This window comes from Spirosoma sordidisoli, assembly GCF_004138325.1.
Classification (GTDB): domain Bacteria; phylum Bacteroidota; class Bacteroidia; order Cytophagales; family Spirosomataceae; genus Spirosoma; species Spirosoma sordidisoli.
Genome location: NZ_SBLB01000006.1, coordinates 58,567 through 77,077, shown reverse-complemented (window position 1 = coordinate 77,077; position 18,511 = coordinate 58,567). Strand labels below are relative to the sequence as shown.

Genomic DNA, 18,511 nt, shown 5'->3' with positions numbered 1-18,511 from the left:
ATCCTGTATGAATCGCTTTTTGTTGGGAATACTGCTTGGGCTGGCTGGCTGCGGCACCTCATCGACCAAAACGGAGAACCAACCCGAGTCCGCAACCATAGCGGCCCCGTTCAAACTTCCCTACGACCTCCAATCGCCCGACGACAACGTAACGTTGCCCAAAGCGCTGGAAGAGATATCGGGCCTGACGTATTACAAGGATGGCCAGCTGCTATGCGTGCAGGATGAAGAAGCGGCAGTGTACGTCTACGATATCCGCAAAAAGAAAGTAGTCAAAGATTTTGGCTTCGGCGGGTACGGCGATTTTGAGGGGATCGAATACGTGAACGGCGAGGTTTACGTGCTCGAAAGTAATGGCAACCTGTTCCGGTTCAAGCCGGAGTCGACGCAGATTGGTCGCACCAAAACCGACCTGCCCGCCAAAACCGAGGTAGAAGGGCTGGGCTACGATCCTAAGACAAAACGGCTGCTGCTGGCCGTCAAGAACGGGGGGAGCGCGTCGAGCGATAAAGCCGTTTACTCGTTCGATCTGCTGAACCGGGCGGTATTTAAGGATATGCAGCTAAACGACGAGCAGCTGAACGGCGCGGGCATCGATCCTAAATCCTACAAGCCCTCGGCCATTGCTGTTCACCCCATAACGGGCGAGTGGTATATACTGACCTCGGCCGGGAAGCGGCTGGTCATTACGAACCGACAGGCCAAAATTACCTACTCGGAGTCGCTCGACCCGAAGCGGTTTCGCCAGCCGGAAGGCATCTGTTTTGCACCCAACGGCGATCTATTCATCGCGAGCGAAGGCGATGGCAAGAAAGGGTATCTGATGCGATTTGCCTACAAAAAGTAAACCCTATTGGGCCTTGAGCACTTCGGCCGTAATGGTAGTTTGCTTGCCGGTCGTGCTGACCAGCGTTACCCGCGACTGTCGGGAGCTGGCATCCAGTTCGGGTACGCCTTCCTGCTCGGTATAGGTTGAGCCATCGGCTGCTTTGGCCGTGAAGACAACGTTAAACAGCTGGTCGCTGGGGGCTGCGTACCGGCGGGTCGTTTTGTTAACGATATCGTAGTTGACCCGGTAGTCGTTTCCGGACTGGGTGGTTGTATTGATAACGACCTCAAAATCGGTGGCCTGAAACGGGGTAGGGGCGGGGTCGTCGCTTTTGCAGTTCCAGAGCAGACAGGTCAATAAAAGCAGGCAGAAGCGAAGGCCGAACACAGGTTTCATAACGTAAGGAGTAAACATGAACGGCTAAGATACCTGATCCGGCGATAGGACCGAAAAGCAGACTGGTTTTCTGACTAACTGGTTGCGCCAGCCACCCGGAAGCAGCTGGCGCAGCCTGGTTTAGCTTACCAGAAAATTCATCGCCTGTTTGAGGGTGCGCTCGTTACCGGTTTCGGGGTCCGTATACGACCGTTCGCCGACTTCAATGTCTACCTGTTTGCCAATCAGCTGTTTCGTGTCCAGCTCCTTGCCTTCTTCTACGGTTATACCCGCCTGCTCGAACAGGCCGACAATACTGGCCATACCCGCCTGCGACTGGTAAAACCGGTGCGAAACATATCCGTCTTCGTTTTCAAAGCGGGCGGCAAAGAAAGGCACCCCTTTATTCTCGCTGGTACCTTCGTCGATGTGCGTGATCGTAACGCTGTGGTGCCCGTCGGCCAGCAGTGGTTTATCCTGTCCTTTTTCTACGGCAATTTTCATAACGCTGGTTGTGTTTTGTTTATATTATAAACTGCCTCTGTGTGTGATTGTTTTGCAATAGTAGCCTAACAGAGCAGGCTCATCGTTAACCGGTTCACTATGAACCAGTAGGTCATAAATCGCTGGTTTAATCGTTAGAATGGCCGATCTAACGGCACGAGCGATGGAATAACCCCGGTGCAGTCAGATTATTCACATCGGTCTCAGGCCCTTATGTGGCTATACAGAGTCACAGGCTATCGGGTCGAATGCGTGTTTTAGCGGGTTGGCGGAATGGAAGATGAAAGTTCAGGCCGGTTTCCTGTTGTCTGTCCATGAGCGCATTGATTGTCTCAACCCGGCTAAGGCCAATCTCACCGCGCCACTCGTTGACTTTGTCCCGTTCGGTTTCTGTCAGGACGTCGTCCATGTAGCCATAGAGTTTTTCCCGGCGACTGCTTTTGACGGCTACATACCAGTCATCGATCAGAGCCAGTTCATAGGGCGAAAGCTGCCCCAGTGCCAGTGCGTTGAGAAGTTTAGGTTTGAGTGCCGGATAGAGTGTATCCGCAAGGGCATGGCGCTGGCTAATGGAATTGTGGTGGCTGAGAATAACGGCTCCCCAACTGCCATTACCCGTTAGCTTCTCACCAGGATAGCCGTAGGCTTTCAGAATCCTGGTGAGCCTGGCCAGCTGAATTTGACTATGCGGGGCGAACCGCTTTTCGGCATAGTGGTCCTGTCGTCTAGAACTGAAGGTAAACAAGGCACCTAGTGCTTTCCACTGATCCTTACGAAACATGGCCTGCACCTCGGCTCGAACCGCCGGGTTTATGCGTTGCTGATAGATGACCCGTTGTGCAGGGTACTGTTTTTTGAGTTTTTTCCAGTCGGGCTGGTCGGTAAGCTGCCTGAGAAAGGCGTGCTTACGGATCTGCTTTGGTGTTATGCCCGCTGCGAAGCCCTTGTGAACGAAGCCCAGAGCCTCGCCGGGCCTGCCCAGATATAATGCCAGTTGGGCGGCTATTTTGTAGTCCCGCAGGAAGACGAAATCATAGCTGGTAAATACATTTTTGTAGGCCACCAATGCATCGTTGTACTGCTGACTGGCAATCAGGTCATGGATGCGGGCAATGCTGCGATGATATATCCTGTAATCGGGTGGGGCACACGGTATATTCTTAGGGCGCATAGCCGGGGCAGCGGCCAGGGGCTGGGCGAGCGCGAGAATAATGATAATCAGGAGCCTGTTGACATGAGCCATCGGGTATGTAGTTTGGTTACCAGCAGGATACCCGCGCGGGTGGATGCGTTGTGCCGTTACGATTTTTTAACACCTGCGCCCGGCAGATCCAGCAAGTACTACCAGTGTATGGTGGGGTAAATCGTCTGGCCGTAACCTGTTTGCGGGCAGCTACAAGCACCCGTATATGCGCTCATGTACGATTTTTCGCTAGTATTATACGTCGATTTCTGCAAACGACTTTCTGCCATGCTGACCCGCCGTTCTCTGCTCAAAACCACTGCGCTTGCGCCCTTTGCTACCTACGACCAAAAACCACTGGCTACTGTAAAACCGGCCCGGCTCAAGCCCGGCGATACGGTGGGGCTGGTTTGTCCGGCTGCGCCGGCCTACAGCCGCGAAGAGGTGCAGGTTACGCAGGAGTCGCTGGTGGCGATGGGGCTGAAAACCAGGCTGGCTCCGCACTTTTACGACCGCTACGGCTATCTGGCCGGGCGCGATGCCGACCGGGCTGCCGACGTGAACGCCATGTTTGCCGACCCGGATATCCAGATGGTCATGGCCATGCACGGCGGCTGGGGCTGCGCCCGGTTGCTGCCGCTGCTCGACTACGAACTGATCCGCCGAAACCCCAAACTACTCGTTGGCTACAGCGACATTACGGCTCTGCTGCTAGGCATTCATACCAAAACCGGGCTGGCTACCATCCACGGCCCGGTAGGCTCGGCCACCTGGAATTCGTATACCGTAGACCGGTTCCGGCGCGTGATTATGGAGGGCGAACCGGTCGTGTATGAAAATCCGACCGAAAAGGGCGATACGCTCGCCCAGACCGACGATCGCATCTGGACGATCCGGCCCGGTACGGTGCGTGGTCCGCTGGTGGGTGGCAATCTGACGGTGCTCTGCCATTTGCTGGGTTCGGCTTACGTGCCCGACTGGCGTAACAAAATTCTGTTCATTGAAGACGTCAGCGAGGATATCTACAGTGTTGACCGAATGCTGACCCATCTCAAACTGGCCGGGGTGCTCAACCAGTTGTCGGGGCTCGTGTTCGGCAAGTGTACGCGTTGTGGTCCCGGTAGCGGGGGCTACGGGTCGCTGACGCTCGAAGACGTGCTGATCGAGCATATAGGGCCGCTGAATATTCCGGCTTTTGCCGGCGCCATGATCGGGCATATTACCGACAAGTTTACCGTACCCATCGGAATCAACGCCGAGATGGACGCCGAGAAAGGCCTGATTCGGCTGCTTGAACCCGCCGTGGTGTGATACGAGTTAAAAAATTCACTTTAAACGGATTGAGTATTTTTACTAAGTATATCCCGTAAAGTATTTTATATATTTGGGCTCTCCAACTATTGATAAAGAGCCTTCTATGAATCGGGTGTGGTGCTTGTTCACTCTGTTGTTTCTGTGTTTCTCCCTCGGTGGACAGGCGCAGGATAGTAGTAAAGAGTATGTCGACGGCGAGGTATATGTCAAGCTGAAGTCAGTGAGCTCCGTTCAGCGCAAAGGGAGCAACGCGGTGAACATACAGGCCGAGTTACCGTTTATAGCCCAGCTCAGTACGCAGTTTGCCGTCGACAGGGCCGAGCGTTCGTTTTTCTTTTCTACGAATGCCGACCTGCAGCGAGTGTACCGGCTGAAACTGGCCAATCACAAACTCGTCGAAAAATTTATGGACGAGATAAAGGCGCGTCCGGATATCGAATATGTTGAGCGGGTTCCGCTCATGCGAACGAGTCTGACCCCTAACGATCCGAGCCTCAATAGCCAGTATCATCTGAGTACCATCAAGGCTTACCAGGCCTGGGATCTGAACCAGGGGTATGCAACCATTAAAGTAGCGATCTGCGACGATGCCGTGCAGATTACCCACCCTGATTTGGCGGCCAATATGCTTTCGGGGTACGATGTGGCCGACGGAGATAATAACCCTAATCCGCCGAATACATCCATGTCGCACGGGACCCACGTAGCAGGTATCGTTGGTGCCGTAACGGGCAATGGGGTAGGGGTTGCATCGATGGGGTTTAACAACATAAAACTCATTCCGGTAAAGTCATCAACCGACGCTTCGGCGGGTAGCAATGCGATTACCCATGCATACGAAGGAGTTGCCTGGGCAGCTCAGAATGGGGCAAACATCATCAACACGTCCTGGGGGGGCGGTGCTTACTCCAGTACAGCCCAGACGTTAGCCAACGACGTATTCAGCCGGGGCATAATCTGGATAGCAGCGGCCGGCAATTCCAATACAAGTTCGGTGTCCTATCCGGCCGCTTACAATAACATCATCTCGGTAGGCAGTTCTACCTCAACCGATGCGCGGAGTTCATTCAGTAACTACGGCCCCTGGGTCGATCTGTTCGCGCCCGGATCGTCGATCTACAGCACGGTGCCGACCAGCACCTATGCCACATACAGCGGAACCTCTATGGCTTCTCCGCTGGTAGCGAGCCTGTTTGGGTATATCTGGTCGGTGAAACCAGCGTTGACCAGTTCGGAGTTGATTACGCTCATAAAAAATACCTGCGATAACATAGATGCGCAGAACCCCGGTTTTTCGGGTTTGCTGGGAAGCGGTCGGATTAACGCGCTGCGGGCCGTTCAGCAAGCCTGCATAAGCTCGTCGACGGTTAGTATTACACCCTCCGGTAACCCGGTCCTCTGCGCGGGTACGCCGTTAACGCTGCGCGCCACGAGCCTGACCGGGACGCAGTCGTACCAATGGACCAGAGATGGTCAGCCGACGGGTCCCGATGCTGCTACCCTCGCCGTTACACAAACAGGCGTATATGGGTTAACGGTACAGGGTACGCAGGGCTGTCCCGTATCGGCGTCGGCAGTGAACGTGACGTTTATTCCGGCTTCGCTGAGCGTGACGACCAGTAAACGACCGCTCCTGTGCCAGACCGATTCTGTAGAACTAAGCATTCCTGTTACCTATGCCGGAACGGTACTATGGTATCGGAACGGCCTCGTGGCGAGTACGAACCGGTCGAGGCTCATGGTCAATCAGGGGGGCGATTATTCTGTTAGTCTGGAAGCCGCCGGGTTGAGCTGTACCGCTGTAAGTCCGGTTATATCGGTAACGCAGGTTGTGGTCGACCCAAACCTGTCGGCGTCGGGTAGTACGACACTTTGCCCGGGCCAGCAGACGACATTGAGTCTGGTGCCGGTAGCGGGAGCCACCTACCAGTGGCAGCGAGACAATGCCTCGTTGGCGATATCGACCCCGACGCTCACTGTTGCCGAGAGTGGTGTATATTCGGCCTCGATCAATACCGGTAACTGCGTTATTCCGTCTACCCGCAAACTGGTCCTGCAGCTGCCGGGCGCGCTTCAGATCTCAACCACGCGTCCGCCCGGTATCTGCAGTGGCGACTCGACAATTTTGCAGGCCATTGCGGTTGATGCCAGCGCGGCTGTTCGTAGCAGCCTGCCCTACACCTGGAGCCGCGATGGGCAGGTCATAACCGGCATTCATTCGGCCAGTCTTGCCTCCCGAATCACAGGTACGTATACGGTATCCGTTATCTTTCCAGGGTGTCAGATTGAGGCAACACCCGTATCAACAACCGTTGTGGCACATACCGTCACAATTGGTAGTTCGATGACCGTGGGCTGTACGGGTGGCCAGATCATGTTGAGTACCAATACACTACCTCCGGCCAGTTACCAGTGGCTCCGTAACGGTGCGGTTGTGTCGGGCGCGGTGTCATCAACCCTTGGCGCAACGCAGGCAGGTACGTACCAGGCTCGTGCTACTATCCAGAATTGCTTATTCACATCCAATCAACTGCCTCTGCAATTTCTGGATGTCAGAAGTCCGCTACCGGCAGCCTCCAGCCTGACCCTGTGCGGACTTGATCCGGCCCGCCCTTCTACCACGTCGTTGACTGCCGCAGCGACTGCCTGTCCAACCAGTATAACCCAGACCGCCACCTACAGCGGAGGAGTGGTTGGCTACGATGGCCGCTTGAAAAGCGGGAACGACCCAACGGTACAGATAAGCGGATTGGCGCAGTTGAGCCGAATTGCTGTGTCAATTACCTGGGAAAAGAAAGATGGAAATTACGAAACCAGTTGCGGCCTGCCGGCTGGCTCCGGTAATCCGTTCAATGAAGAAGTCCAGTTTCAGCTTCAGTCGCCCCAGGGCACTATCATTACGCTGGTGCCTGCCCGTACCTATGGCCTGAATACGGCCTATGCAGGTAGTATAACGACGGTTTTTCAGGATGGTGCTCCCGCTATTGTCTTTGGCTCAACCCCCAGGTCGGGTACGTTTTCACCGGCGCAGTCGCTTTCTATACTTACGGGGCAGAACCCTAACGGTGTATGGACGCTATTACCGCTGGACGACTATTCCCTGGATCCGCTTTGTGTATCCGGATTCTCGGTAACGGTTGAAACAGTGGGTAGTGTTCCGCCAGCTACACTCACCTGGTGGAGCGCACCTGCCAGCGGTACACTGCTGGAAACCGGGAGTTCGTATAGCCCGCCACTGTCGACCACTGCCAGCCAAACGGTTTATGTACAGAGCCAGTGTATGGGATATTGCCCCAGCAACCGGGTTGCGGTTACCCTCAGCCGGGATGCCATGCGTACGGTGCAGTCGGGCACCTGGTCAAATCCGGCCACCTGGTCCTGCAACCGTCTGCCAACGATTAATGATGTGGTGTTTCTGGACAATGGGCATATCGTATCGGTAGACCAGCTAAGCCAGTGGGCCAGACAACTCGTATACAGAGGGGGGACGTTACAGTTTGTAGCCACAAAAGGATCCGTGTCGTTTCCGGCTGCGAATTAGCGAATTGTCGACAGGTGATTCATACCGATGGGTATGCCGATCCTGACAAAGCTGTAGACTAATCCGCAAAATGACCGTAGGCTGGGTTCGACATGAGCGATAGGCCCTGAGATAGGGATATTCGTTGAGTCACTTGACATACGGCCCTAAAAAAGTCCTCTCCATGCATGGGGAGGACTTTTTTAGGGCCGTACGGATTCGGTTTTATACGGTTAGCCTGTTTATTTGGTAGCGGGCACAGCAACCGTTTCACTCTGGTACTTGTACCAGTACTCGATCAGGTCGGCTACCAGACCCGTCCAGCCGGTCTGGTGGTTGGCGCCCAGACCCGCTCCAACGTCGCCGTGGAAATATTCGAAGAACAGGTAAAGCTTATCGAAATGCGGGTCGGTTTGTAGTTTCTTATCGAACCCGTAGGCCGGAATACGGCCGTCGGCCCCGCGCCGGAAGAGGTTGATCAACCGCTCGGCTACCTGAACAGACGCTTCCTTGATGCTCATCACCTGCCCCGAATTAGTGGGGTATTCTACCTCGAAGTCGTCGCCGTAATACTGGTAGAACTTCTGCAGGGAGTCGATGAGCAGGAAGTTAAGTGGGAACCAGACCGGACCGCGCCAGTTGGAGTTACCCCCGAACATGCTCATTTCCGACTCGGCCGGCGAGTACCGCACCTGGAAAATCTCGCTGTTCAGCTCGAACTGATACGGTGTCTGCTCGTGAAATTTCGACAGGGCGCGAATGCCAAAGTCGGACAGGAACTCCGTCTCGTCGAACATCCGCTTCATGATCATCTTCATCCGGTGACCGCGCAGCAGGCTCAAAAGGTGGGTTTCGCCCTTACCCGGCTCGTGCCAGCGCGACACCAGCGAGGCCAGGTCGGGGCGGTTGGTCAGTACCCATTCGACCCGTCGCTTGAAGTCGGGGAGTTTGGAGAGCAGTTCCTCGTCCAGAATCTCGACCGCAAAGAGCGGAATCAGCCCCACCATTGAGCGGATCTTCAGCAGGCGGGCGTTGTTGTCGGGCGTGTGAAGGACATCGTAGTAGAACTGATCGACCTCGTCCCAGAGGCTGATGTTCTGCTTGCCGAGGTTGTTCATGGCCGATGCTATGTGCAGAAAGTGCTCGAAGAACTTGCTGGCCATATCCTGATAGCTGGGGCGCGTCAGGGATATTTCGCAGGCAATCCGCAGCATGTTCAGGGTATACATGGCCATCCAGCCCGTACCGTCGGCCTGCTCGATGCGCCCACCCATCGGCAGCGGCTGGCTCCGGTCAAACACCCCGATGTTGTCGAGGCCGAGGAAGCCGCCCCCGAAAATGTTGTTGCCTTCGACGTCTTTGCGGTTCACCCACCACGTAAAGTTAAGCAGCAGCTTATGGAACACCCGCTCTAGAAAGGCCACATCGCCGGTGCCGTTCTGCTCCCGGTCAATCTCGTACACTTTCCAGGTAGCCCAGGCGTGAACCGGTGGGTTCACATCGCTGAAATTCCATTCGTAGGCGGGTATCTGACCATTGGGGTGCATGTAGTACTCCCGCAGGATAACGGCCAGCTGCCGTTTGGCGAAATCGGGGTCGAGCCGCGCCAGGGTGAGCGTATGAAACGCCAGATCCCAGGCCGCAAACCAGGGGTATTCCCACTTGTCGGGCATACTCAGGATATTGGCCGTGTACATATGCCGCCAGCTCTCGTTGCGCGCATAGACCCGCCCCTGAAACGGTACCGGCATCTTGGGGTCACCCTTGAGCCACTCGTTGACGTTATAGTAATAAAACTGCTTGTTCCAGAGCATACCGGCGTAGGCCTGTCGCTGAATCGTAAGCAGTTCGGGATCGGTTACGTTGGTTTGCAGGCTGGCGTAAAACGCATCGGCTTCGGCCAGGCGCTGGTTCCAGATGTCGTCGAAGTCGGCAAAGGGCTGGCCCATCAGCGTCTGGTCGCTGAAGCGCAGCCGTACGCTGATGCTCTCGCCGGGCGGTATCTGCCGGGTATACTGAGCCGACGCTTTCGTGCCGATCTGGTTGGGGTTGATAAAGTTTTTCTTCCCGCCCGACGTAATGTAATTGTTGATCCCGTCTTTGGGGTACTTGGCTACATTGGGCCGGCCGTAGAGCCGCTCGGTATTGGTGTCGTTGTCGCAGAACAGCAGCGCGTCGGCGTCTTCGCAGTAGAGTTTATACTTCCCCAGCTGCTTGTGGTTCACCTCGATCTGGTTGTTGGCGATCCCGTTCATCATGGGCCGGGCGTTGTACTGCTCGTAACCCCAGGACCAGGTATTACGAAACCAGATCGTGGGCAGCATCGTTAGCGGAGCTGTCTGGGCAGATCGGTTGTGGGCGGTAATTTTTACCAGCCAGTCGTTCTGATCGGCTTTGGCGTATTCGATGAAAATATCGAAGTACTCATCCTGCTCAAAAACCCCGGTATCGATCAGTTCATATTCGGGCTGCTGTCGGTTTCGGCGGGCGGTTTCGATGACCAGGCGGTTGTAGGGGAACTCCTGCTGCGGATACTTGTAAAGCATCTTCATGTAGGAGTGCGTGGGGGTGCTGTCGAGGTAATAATACAGCTCCTTTACGTCTTCGCCGTGGTTGCCTTCGGGCCCCGACAGGCCAAATAACCGCTCTTTGAGGATATTGTCTTTATGATTCCAGAACGCCAGGGCGAAGCAGATATGACCTTTGTTATCGGAAATGCCGCCGATGCCTTCTTCGCCCCAGCGGTAGGCGCGGGAGCGGGCCATATCGTGGGTTACGTAGTTCCAAGCGTCGCCGTAGGGGCTGTAGTCTTCACGGACAGTACCCCAGGCCCGCTCGGATAAATACGGTCCCCATTTTTTCCACCCTTTGTTGTCGGCTCGTTCGTACAGACGTTCGCGTTCGGCTATCGTGGTCATAAGTGATCTGTTAATGTCAGGCGGGTAAGCACAGGCTCGCTGATGAATCAGCCGTCAAAGATAGTATGCATGCTGACTTAATGATTGAAAATTTCATGCGTATACGGGTTCCGAACCGCTTGTATGCCAGTAAAATGCGCCAAAAAGGCTCTCCATGACCGTTCGCTCAATACGGGTACTGGTCGTGTTACCCTCGGCCGGTTCGATACCGACAAAGGGATGCTGAGTTGATCAGACAGCTATTCCTAAACCTCCAAACCCATTGTGCCGACCCTGGTAGGGGCCGGCACAATGACTACTCGTTACGTCTATGACTGGTAAAATCACACTCCTCTGTCTACTACTGACCAGCCTGAGCCTCACTGGCTATGCGCAGACCCTGACCGCGGGCTCCTACACGGAAAAAAACCGACTGGCGGGCTATGCCGCACCGGCCGAACCGTCGGGCATTTTCTGGATGACCGAAACCAACCGCAAGCCATCGCCCTATACGATTGTACGCTTCTACGATGAAACCAACCAGCTGATCTACGAAGAAAAACTGCCGGGGCGTTGTCTGAACATTTACCGGAAACGGGTGGTGCGTCAACTCAACCGAGCCCGCGTCGACATCGGCCGCCAGTGGGCGCTGAAGCAGCAAATCCGCCCGGACGATTTCCTGGTAGCCAGCTACTTACGTCGATAACCCGCCGATCGTACCGTTACGGCTGTACTGCGGCCAGTACCCGTTTGATCAGCTCGTTCGGACTGCCGTTATGCCAGCGCCACACAATAACGATATCGTGTTCGGGGTCGACCCAGACGGTGTTCGACCCCGCGCCAAGGGCTGCAAAGCTGGTGGTCGGTGCGTCGGGCCAGGGCTTTTTGCCACCGGCTGCGTTGCCCGTATTCAGCCACCACAGGTAGCCGTAGTCGGGGCCAACGGCGTTGCCGGTAGTAGCCTGCCTGACCCAGTCGGCCGAAATGATCTGCCGGTTCTGCCAGCGTCCCTGCCGCCCGTAGAGGTAGCCGAACCGGGCCAGATCGCGGGCGCTGATGCGTAGGCCACCCCCCCAGCGGGTACCGCCACTTACCGAGGGCATGGACTGGCCATCCACGTCGGCTACGGCCGTAGGATAGGGGATGTACTGCCAGGTGTCCGACGCACCGATGGGGTTCATGATCTCATCGCGCACTACCTCAGGGATCGGCTTTTTCCAGAGCCGCAGCAGCGAAAGCGCCATGCGGTTGATCCGTACGTCGTTATACTCGTAATAGGTGCCGGGTTTTTGCAGGGTGCGGGGCTTGCGTTCTCCGCGGCCAAACGCTTCCTTGCCAATAAAATCGCTGTTTTTACCCCAGAGACTGCCTTCCCACTCGGTTGTTTGGCGGAGGTGCTGCTCCCAGGTTACGGCCCGGTTCTGTTCCGAATCATAGCCGCCATCGTGAATCAGCGTCGAGACCGGCTCGAAAATGTCCGGGATCAGGCCCCGCTCGTGGCTGATGCCTACCACCGTCGACAGCACGCTTTTGGCTACGCTGTAGGTTGGGTCAACGCTGCGGGTGTCGCCCCATTCGGCTACGATGTAGCCGTGGCGGAGAATGATGCCGTTCGTGGCCGCCCGGCTGGTGGGCATCGGCCCGAGGAGCTTCCCGAAAATCTCTTCCTGGGTCGAGAAATCCGGTTTCATCTGGGTGGTTTCCTGCGTTTTGGCGAAGGCCACGGCTGCGTCGAGCAACGCAGGGTTCATGCCTGCTTTTTCGGGCGTTATCGTGGCCCAGTTATCGCCTTTGGGCGGATAATATACTGCGGAGGACGAAACGGGGCGCTGGCAGGCAACCACCAGCCACAACAGCAACGCGGTAACCAGTGGGCGGGAATAGAGATGCGTCATGCGTGTAGAGAAAGGTTTGTCGTGAGCCGTTTATCGTTCCAGCTTGAAATTCGGATCGAGCCGGACGCGGGTTGGGTGGTTGGCAATGTCCCAGCCGGTGAGGTACATCCAGCGGGCTATGTTGGTCACTTTGCCGGTGTCGATGCGCTCGGGTTCGTCTTTGGGGGTATGATAGTCGGGGTGGAGCAGGCTCGTAAACGCGATGGCGGGGATATTGACCCGGGCGTAGGGCAGGTGGTCACTCCGGAAATACCAGCCTTCGGGGTGCTCTGGTTTGTCCCAGAGCGTGTCGAGTTTGAACCGGGTGTTGGCCTGGTTGGCGGCCAGAGCGGCACTGACCAGGTCGGTCGAGTTACGGTGGGGTGGCTGCTGACCCAGAATACAGGCACTGTCGGGGGCATTACGGCCGATCATTTCGGCGTTCAGCACCGCCACGATCGACCCGCGCGGCACGGTAGGCTTGTCCACGTAATAGCGCGAACCGAGCAGCCCCCGTTCTTCGGCGCCGTGGAACACAAACAGCGCCGAGCGTTTGGCGGGTTGTTTGACAAACGCTCTCGCAATGGCCATCGTGGCAACGCAGCCGCTGGCGTTATCGTCGGCACCGTTCCAGATCGAATCACCCGCTACCGCCCGCCGAACGCCGTCGTGGTCCTGGTGGGTACTGAACAGGATGTGTTCTTTAGCCAGCGTTGGGTCGGTACCGGCTACTTTGGCGACGATATTGACCGACGGGTAGCTGAAACTCTCCACGTTGACCACGTTGGTAAACTGCTGGTTGGGTTGTTTGATCCAGTCGATGGCGCTGGCCGGTAACCAGACCGTTGGCGCCTGGGTAAATATGCGCGTGTTGGGCCCGCCGGGCAGATCGTATCGGCCGCGTTCCAGCCCCGTTGTCCAGCGCTCGAAATACGACTGGGCCTGCTCGTTAGATACCCACACCACCGCCACGGCACCCGCCTTCACGAGTTCGGCCGCCCGCCGGGTCATGGTGCCGAACAAAAACCGACGGTAGCTCAGCTCGGCCGGGCCGGTTCCCGAAAACAGGATCGCTACGGCCTTGCCTTTAATATCGACATTGGCCATCTCGCCCGGCGAACCCGTACCGACGAAGACGAGGGGGGCATCGACCGAGGCAATAGCCGGCGCCAGCAGAAAGGCGTCCTGGCCGTGGGTGAGCTGTCGACTGCCAATGGCGAGCCGGCTGGTTTCGGTGATGCGGGTGCGCTGGATATGAAAGAACTGGAAAAACGTACCGTCGTCGCCGGCGGGTTGCAGGCCCATGGCGCGGAGTTGTTCGGCAATCCAGACCGAGGCTTTCAGCTCATCGAGCGAGCCGGCCTCGCGACCCCGAAAATGATCGCCCCCCAGGGCAAACAGGTCGCGTTTGATGTCTGCTTCGCGGATGGCAGCGGCTCCGGCGGGTGAAGCGGATCGGGCTTTGGACTGAGCATGGATACCGGATGGACTGGCCAGGTTGATGCAGGCACTCAGGGCCGCCAGCAGCAGGGTTCGTTGACTGTACAGGTGAATCATTGTCAGGATGTATTGGGCACAAACAGGATGAAAAGCAAAGCTAATGGCCTGGCGCTGATGATTGGTGCCAATCCGTAAAATACTGGTCGATCTCTGTGTATATTGGCTCTTCAATCCTCCCCTCTATGAAACTCGCCCTGTTGTGTACCCTCCTCATCGGCAGCCACTGCCTGATGGCCCAGTCAAAAACCCGGCAGGCCGATCCGGTCGTGGCCTACGACACCTACGTACAGCAGGCCGTGCGCGACTGGCACGTTCCGGGCCTCACCGTTACGGTGGTGAAAGATGGAACCGTGCTGCTCAAGAAAGGCTACGGCGTTCGGGAGCTCAACCAGGCGGAGCCCGTCAATACGCAAACGCTTTTTGCCATGGCGTCGACCACCAAAGCTATGACGGCGGCCTGTCTCGGCATGCTCGTCGACGAAGGCAAACTCCACTGGGACGATCCGGTCCTCAATTACCTGCCTGATTTTCAGCTGTACGATCCGGCCGTTACGCGCGAGTTGCGGGTGCGCGACCTGCTGACCCATAACACCGGTGTTGGGAATGCCGATCTGCTCTGGACCATTATGCAGATTCCGTCCGATGAGATTCTGCATCGGATGCGGCTGGTCAAACCGGTATACTCGCTGCGGTCGGGGTTCATCTACCAGAATATCATGTATCTGGCCGCCGGCAAAGTGGTGGAGAAAGTGAGCGGCCAGCCCTGGGAAACGTTTATCCGGCAGCGTATTTTCGAACCGTTGGGTATGACCCGCACCAAAGCGCTGTTTCGGGAGGTGACCGACCCCAACCGGGCCTGGCCACACGTAGCGGTAAACGATACGGTCCGGGTCGTTAAAAACAAACGCGAAGAGGGCGCCGTCGACGCGGTAGGGCCGGCCGGGTCGGTCTGGTCGTGTTCCGACGATCTGGCCCTCTGGATGCAGTGTATGCTCGATTCGGGCCGGTATCGGTCAGGACAGGCCGAAGCCCGTCAGTTGCTCAAACCCGCCACCTGGGCCGAGCTGTTCAAGCCGCAGGTAATCGTGACCGATGCCCAGTTTTACCCCTCGAAGGTGCTGACCAAACCGACCTGGAAAACCTACGCCTTGGGCTGGTTCCAGCACGACTACCGGGGCCACCGGGTCAACTTCCATACCGGGAGCCTGACGGGCATGGTCGCCATGCATGCCCAGCTCCCCGACCAGAAACTGGCTGTTTACATACAGGGCAACCTCGATCATGCCGAACTGCGCCACGCGCTCATGTACCGCGCGTTCGATCAGTTTGCGTTGGGGATCAGCCGCGACTGGAACGCCGATCTCTACAAGCTGTACAGCGATATACAGCTGCGCCGGAAAGCGGCCGAGCGCCGGGTCGACAGCCTGCGCGTCAGGAATACAAAACCATCGCTGCCGCTCACGGCCTATGCCGGGCAGTATACGGACCCGCTCTATGGCAAGGTCAGCGTGAGCGTGCAGGATGGTAAACTCGTCTTTTCGGCCAACGACGTGATGACCGGCCGGCTCGATCACTGGCATTACGACACGTTCCGGCTGACCTACAGCAACTTCTGGGAGGGAACCGACGCGGTAGGCTTCGTGCTCGATGCGCGGGGGAGCGTGGCCCGGCTAAGCTGGGCCGGTACCGAACTGCTCAAAACGCCCGAGCCGACCAGCAAGGGCGTAGCTGAGCGCTAGCGGTTTACGGCCGCGCATTGGCTTTGGCCAGCACCTCGTCGACCGTTAGTACGTCGAGCGAAGGGGCTACCAGATCGGCCTGCGTCAGCACCTCCGGCGACCCCAGACCAACCACGAACATGCCGCCCCGTTTGCCCGCTTCTACCCCGGCTACGGCGTCTTCGAAAACCACACATTCGGCCGGACGAACCTCCAGCTCGGCCGCGCCTTTGGTAAATACTTCCGGGTCGGGTTTGCCCTTGCTGATCTTGTTGCCGTCGATGACCGCGTCGAACACCGCCGACATACCGATGCGCTCCAGAATGAGCGGAGCGTTTTTACTGACCGATCCCAGCGCCGTTTGCAGGCCCGCTTTGCGAACCTGCGAGAAAAATGTAGCCACGCCGGGCAGGATGTCCTCGGCGGTCATGCGGCTGACCAGATCCAGGTACCAGTTGTTTTTCTGGGAAGCCAGTTCCAGCTTTTCCTCATCGGGTAAGGTCAGGCCACCGTGGGCCAGTATAATATCCAGCGACTCGGTGCGGCTGACGCCCTTGAGCCGTTCGTTAAACTCTTCTGAAATATCGAAGCCCAGTTCGTTGGCCAGTCGTTTCCAGGCCTGATAGTGGTATACGGCTGTGTCGACAATGACGCCGTCTAGATCGAATAAAAAAGCCTTGATGGGCATAGCGTTTCAGGTTGTAGTAAGTCGTAAAAGTAGGGCCTTTTAACGAAAGCGTAGACTTCTTCGATAAGGCTGAGCGCTGCTATAGAAGCCTATTGTCTACAGAGGTATAAAGGTGCAGTCATTGTTTGTCATGGTGACCAAGCCGGGCGGCCGGCTTGGTCACCATGACAAACAATCAGGAGCATAACTACTTCTTCAGTTCCAGCACAACGGCCGTTTTGGCCGGTAGTTTGATCAGTTTCAGGTCCGACAGGGTTTCGTCGGTCAGCACGTTACGGGCCGACCGGAATCCGGCCACGCGTTCGGCAAACCGGGCGGTGTCGAGCGAAATCTCTTTGTCGTTGGTATTACTGGCTACCATCACCGTTTTGTTGGCATCGTACCGGAAATACACATACGTACCGTCCTGCGGCAGATACTGCATGAGCTTACCGGTATGCAGGGCCGGGGTAGCCTTGCGGTACGTGGCCAGCTTCCGCACAAAATCGAACGCATCGTTCTCGCGTTTGTCGCGACCGGCGGCCGTGAACTTGTTCTCCTTATCGCCCGGAAAACCGCCCGGAAAATCGCGCCGGACCTCCGCATCGGACGGGTTCTTGAAATTCTTCATCAGAATTTCCGTGCCGTAGTACATACTGGGTATGCCGCGTGTGGTTAGCAGCCAGGTCAGCCCCATCTTGTACTTGTTGATGTCTTCGCCGATGACCGACAGGTAGCGGTCGGTATCGTGATTGTCGAGGAAGGTGACGAGCTTGCTGGGGTCTGCATAAACGGCATCCTGCGCCAGCGCCTGGTAAAACCGGTTGACGCCATCGTCCCAGCTGAAATTCTGCTTCAGCGCGTCGAGAATAGCCGAATACACCACAAAATCGAGGCCGCCCGGCTGGTTCGATTTGAACGGAAAATCGATTTTGTTGCGGGTGTAATAGGCCTGATCGACTACGTTGTTGACCCACGATTCGCCAAAGATGTGGATGTTGGGGTATTGTTCCAGCAGGGCCGCGTTACAGCGGTTCATAAATGGCTGGTCGTTATACATGTACGTGTCGACCCGCCAGGCATCGACCCCAAACTCTTCGACCGACCAGATGGCGTGCTGAATCAGGAAGTTGGCCAGAAACGGATTGTTCTGGTTGAGGTCGGGCAGGTGCGGTACGAACCAGCCATCGAGCGACACGCGCCGATCGCTTTCGGCGCCGTGCGGGTCGGTAATGGGCTGGTATTTGTACGACGTATTGGTGTAGGTAGGCCATTGGTGGAGCCAGTCTTTCATCGGCATGTCTTTCAGGAACCAGTGGTTAATACCGACGTGGTTATACACGGCGTCCTGAACAACCTTGATGCCGGCGGCATGGGCTTTCCTGACAAATTCCTTATACCCTTCGTTGCCGCCCATGCGCCGGTCAATGGTGTAATGGTCCGTGAAGCCATACCCATGGTAGGCCGACCGCATCAGGCCCCCTTCGTTCGTAAGCGGCTGGTTGTTTTCCAGTACGGGGGTAAACCAGATGGCCGTCACGCCGAGGTCTTTCAGGTAGTCGAGGTGCTGGGCAGCTCCGGCGAGGTCGCCCCCGTGGCGGTAAACCGGATTGGCCCGGTCGGCGTTGGGGTCGGCCAGGTCGGCAAATTTGTCGTTGCCGGGGTCGCCGTTGGCAAAACGGTCGGGCATGGCCAGGTAGATGAAGTCGGCGGCCGTTACGCCCTGGGCTTTCGGTTCGCGGTTGCGGGCTTTCAGCTCAAAAGGCTGGGTCAGCGTCTGCGTGCCGCGCTTGCCAACCAGTTTCAGTGTGCCGGGGCGGGCCGTTGGGGCAATGGTCAGGTCGAGAAACGCGTAGTTGGGGTTCTCGACAGTATGGGCTTTGACCAGCTTAACCCCCGGGTAGTTGACCGTATAGGTCAGGGTACCGGCGTTGGGGCCGTAGACCAGTAGTTGCAGCTTCGGGTTTTTCATGCCCACCCACCAGTTGGTTGGGTTCAGCCGCTGGATCTGAGCGGTCTGGGCAAAAGCCGCCAGCGTAGTGGCCAGGGCGCAGATGAGTGTAAACAATGATCGTCTCATGTAGTGGTTATGCTGGATGAAAATGAAGCCGAACCAGGCGTAGCAGGCGA

At 56.9% G+C, this 18,511-nt stretch carries 13 protein-coding genes; 5 read left to right on the top strand and 8 right to left on the bottom strand.

The window, feature by feature from the left end; all coding sequences use genetic code 11:
- Positions 1–7 precede the first annotated feature (7 nt).
- A complete protein-coding gene (locus EQG79_RS20660; protein WP_077923822.1) occupies positions 8–847 on the top strand; it encodes an SdiA-regulated domain-containing protein in 840 nt (279 codons plus the stop codon).
- Between the two features lie 3 nt (positions 848–850).
- Here the strand turns inward: EQG79_RS20660 and EQG79_RS20655 are convergent, their stop codons facing one another.
- From EQG79_RS20655 to EQG79_RS20645, 3 genes are all read right to left on the bottom strand, one after another.
- Positions 851–1,225 (bottom strand): hypothetical protein, encoded by a 375-nt coding sequence (locus EQG79_RS20655; protein WP_077923821.1) that lies wholly within the window; start codon positions 1,223–1,225, stop codon positions 851–853.
- Positions 1,226–1,345: 120 nt separating this feature from the next.
- On the bottom strand, positions 1,346–1,708 hold the full coding sequence (locus tag EQG79_RS20650) for a hypothetical protein (protein ID WP_077923820.1): 363 nt from the start codon (positions 1,706–1,708) through the stop codon (positions 1,346–1,348).
- 229 nt (positions 1,709–1,937) lie between these two features.
- Positions 1,938–2,951 carry a hypothetical protein gene (locus EQG79_RS20645; protein ID WP_129603657.1) on the bottom strand — a complete coding sequence of 338 codons (1,014 nt, stop codon included), beginning with the start codon at positions 2,949–2,951 and terminating at the stop codon, positions 1,938–1,940.
- Positions 2,952–3,179: 228 nt separating this feature from the next.
- On the opposite strand from EQG79_RS20645, the gene EQG79_RS20640 reads away from it, so the two are divergent.
- Both EQG79_RS20640 and EQG79_RS20635 read left to right on the top strand, forming a co-directional pair.
- Positions 3,180–4,202 carry a S66 peptidase family protein gene (locus EQG79_RS20640; RefSeq protein ID WP_129603655.1) on the top strand — a complete coding sequence of 341 codons (1,023 nt, stop codon included), beginning with the start codon at positions 3,180–3,182 and terminating at the stop codon, positions 4,200–4,202.
- Positions 4,203–4,326: 124 nt separating this feature from the next.
- Entirely contained in the window at positions 4,327–7,746 is a 3,420-nt protein-coding gene (locus tag EQG79_RS20635; RefSeq protein ID WP_165358935.1) for a S8 family serine peptidase, read from the top strand.
- Between the two features lie 221 nt (positions 7,747–7,967).
- Here EQG79_RS20635 and EQG79_RS20630 read toward each other — a convergent pair whose 3' ends face one another.
- Positions 7,968–10,643, bottom strand: coding sequence for an MGH1-like glycoside hydrolase domain-containing protein (locus EQG79_RS20630; protein ID WP_077923816.1), 2,676 nt, complete (start codon positions 10,641–10,643; stop codon positions 7,968–7,970).
- A gap of 310 nt (positions 10,644–10,953) precedes the next feature.
- On the opposite strand from EQG79_RS20630, the gene EQG79_RS20625 reads away from it, so the two are divergent.
- The gene (locus tag EQG79_RS20625; RefSeq protein WP_077923815.1) at positions 10,954–11,328 is read left to right on the top strand and encodes a hypothetical protein; all 375 of its coding nucleotides are present in this window, start codon (positions 10,954–10,956) and stop codon (positions 11,326–11,328) included.
- 16 nt (positions 11,329–11,344) lie between these two features.
- Here the strand turns inward: EQG79_RS20625 and EQG79_RS20620 are convergent, their stop codons facing one another.
- Both EQG79_RS20620 and EQG79_RS20615 read right to left on the bottom strand, forming a co-directional pair.
- Positions 11,345–12,517 (bottom strand): serine hydrolase domain-containing protein, encoded by a 1,173-nt coding sequence (locus EQG79_RS20620; RefSeq protein ID WP_129603653.1) that lies wholly within the window; start codon positions 12,515–12,517, stop codon positions 11,345–11,347.
- Between the two features lie 30 nt (positions 12,518–12,547).
- Positions 12,548–14,053, bottom strand: coding sequence for a M28 family peptidase (locus EQG79_RS20615; RefSeq protein WP_129603651.1), 1,506 nt, complete (start codon positions 14,051–14,053; stop codon positions 12,548–12,550).
- Between the two features lie 125 nt (positions 14,054–14,178).
- On the opposite strand from EQG79_RS20615, the gene EQG79_RS20610 reads away from it, so the two are divergent.
- A complete protein-coding gene (locus tag EQG79_RS20610; RefSeq protein ID WP_129603648.1) occupies positions 14,179–15,735 on the top strand; it encodes a serine hydrolase in 1,557 nt (518 codons plus the stop codon).
- A 4-nt stretch (positions 15,736–15,739) separates the two neighbouring features.
- Here the strand turns inward: EQG79_RS20610 and pgmB are convergent, their stop codons facing one another.
- Both pgmB and EQG79_RS20600 read right to left on the bottom strand, forming a co-directional pair.
- Positions 15,740–16,402, bottom strand: coding sequence for a beta-phosphoglucomutase (gene pgmB / locus EQG79_RS20605; RefSeq protein WP_129603646.1), 663 nt, complete (start codon positions 16,400–16,402; stop codon positions 15,740–15,742).
- Positions 16,403–16,589: 187 nt separating this feature from the next.
- Positions 16,590–18,461 (bottom strand): glycoside hydrolase family 13 protein, encoded by a 1,872-nt coding sequence (locus tag EQG79_RS20600; RefSeq protein ID WP_129603643.1) that lies wholly within the window; start codon positions 18,459–18,461, stop codon positions 16,590–16,592.
- Between the last annotated feature and the right edge of the window lie 50 nt (positions 18,462–18,511).

Coding starts and splice junctions, on each gene's coding strand:
- EQG79_RS20660 (WP_077923822.1), top strand. CDS start 8: ATGAATCGCTTTTTGTTGGGAATACTGCTTGGGCTGGCTGGCTGCGGC.
- EQG79_RS20625 (WP_077923815.1), top strand. CDS start 10,954: ATGACTGGTAAAATCACACTCCTCTGTCTACTACTGACCAGCCTGAGC.
- EQG79_RS20640 (WP_129603655.1), top strand. CDS start 3,180: ATGCTGACCCGCCGTTCTCTGCTCAAAACCACTGCGCTTGCGCCCTTT.
- EQG79_RS20630 (WP_077923816.1), bottom strand. CDS start 10,643: ATGACCACGATAGCCGAACGCGAACGTCTGTACGAACGAGCCGACAAC.
- EQG79_RS20615 (WP_129603651.1), bottom strand. CDS start 14,053: ATGATTCACCTGTACAGTCAACGAACCCTGCTGCTGGCGGCCCTGAGT.
- EQG79_RS20645 (WP_129603657.1), bottom strand. CDS start 2,951: ATGGCTCATGTCAACAGGCTCCTGATTATCATTATTCTCGCGCTCGCC.
- pgmB (WP_129603646.1), bottom strand. CDS start 16,402: ATGCCCATCAAGGCTTTTTTATTCGATCTAGACGGCGTCATTGTCGAC.
- EQG79_RS20610 (WP_129603648.1), top strand. CDS start 14,179: ATGAAACTCGCCCTGTTGTGTACCCTCCTCATCGGCAGCCACTGCCTG.
- EQG79_RS20650 (WP_077923820.1), bottom strand. CDS start 1,708: ATGAAAATTGCCGTAGAAAAAGGACAGGATAAACCACTGCTGGCCGAC.
- EQG79_RS20620 (WP_129603653.1), bottom strand. CDS start 12,517: ATGACGCATCTCTATTCCCGCCCACTGGTTACCGCGTTGCTGTTGTGG.
- EQG79_RS20655 (WP_077923821.1), bottom strand. CDS start 1,225: ATGAAACCTGTGTTCGGCCTTCGCTTCTGCCTGCTTTTATTGACCTGT.
- EQG79_RS20600 (WP_129603643.1), bottom strand. CDS start 18,461: ATGAGACGATCATTGTTTACACTCATCTGCGCCCTGGCCACTACGCTG.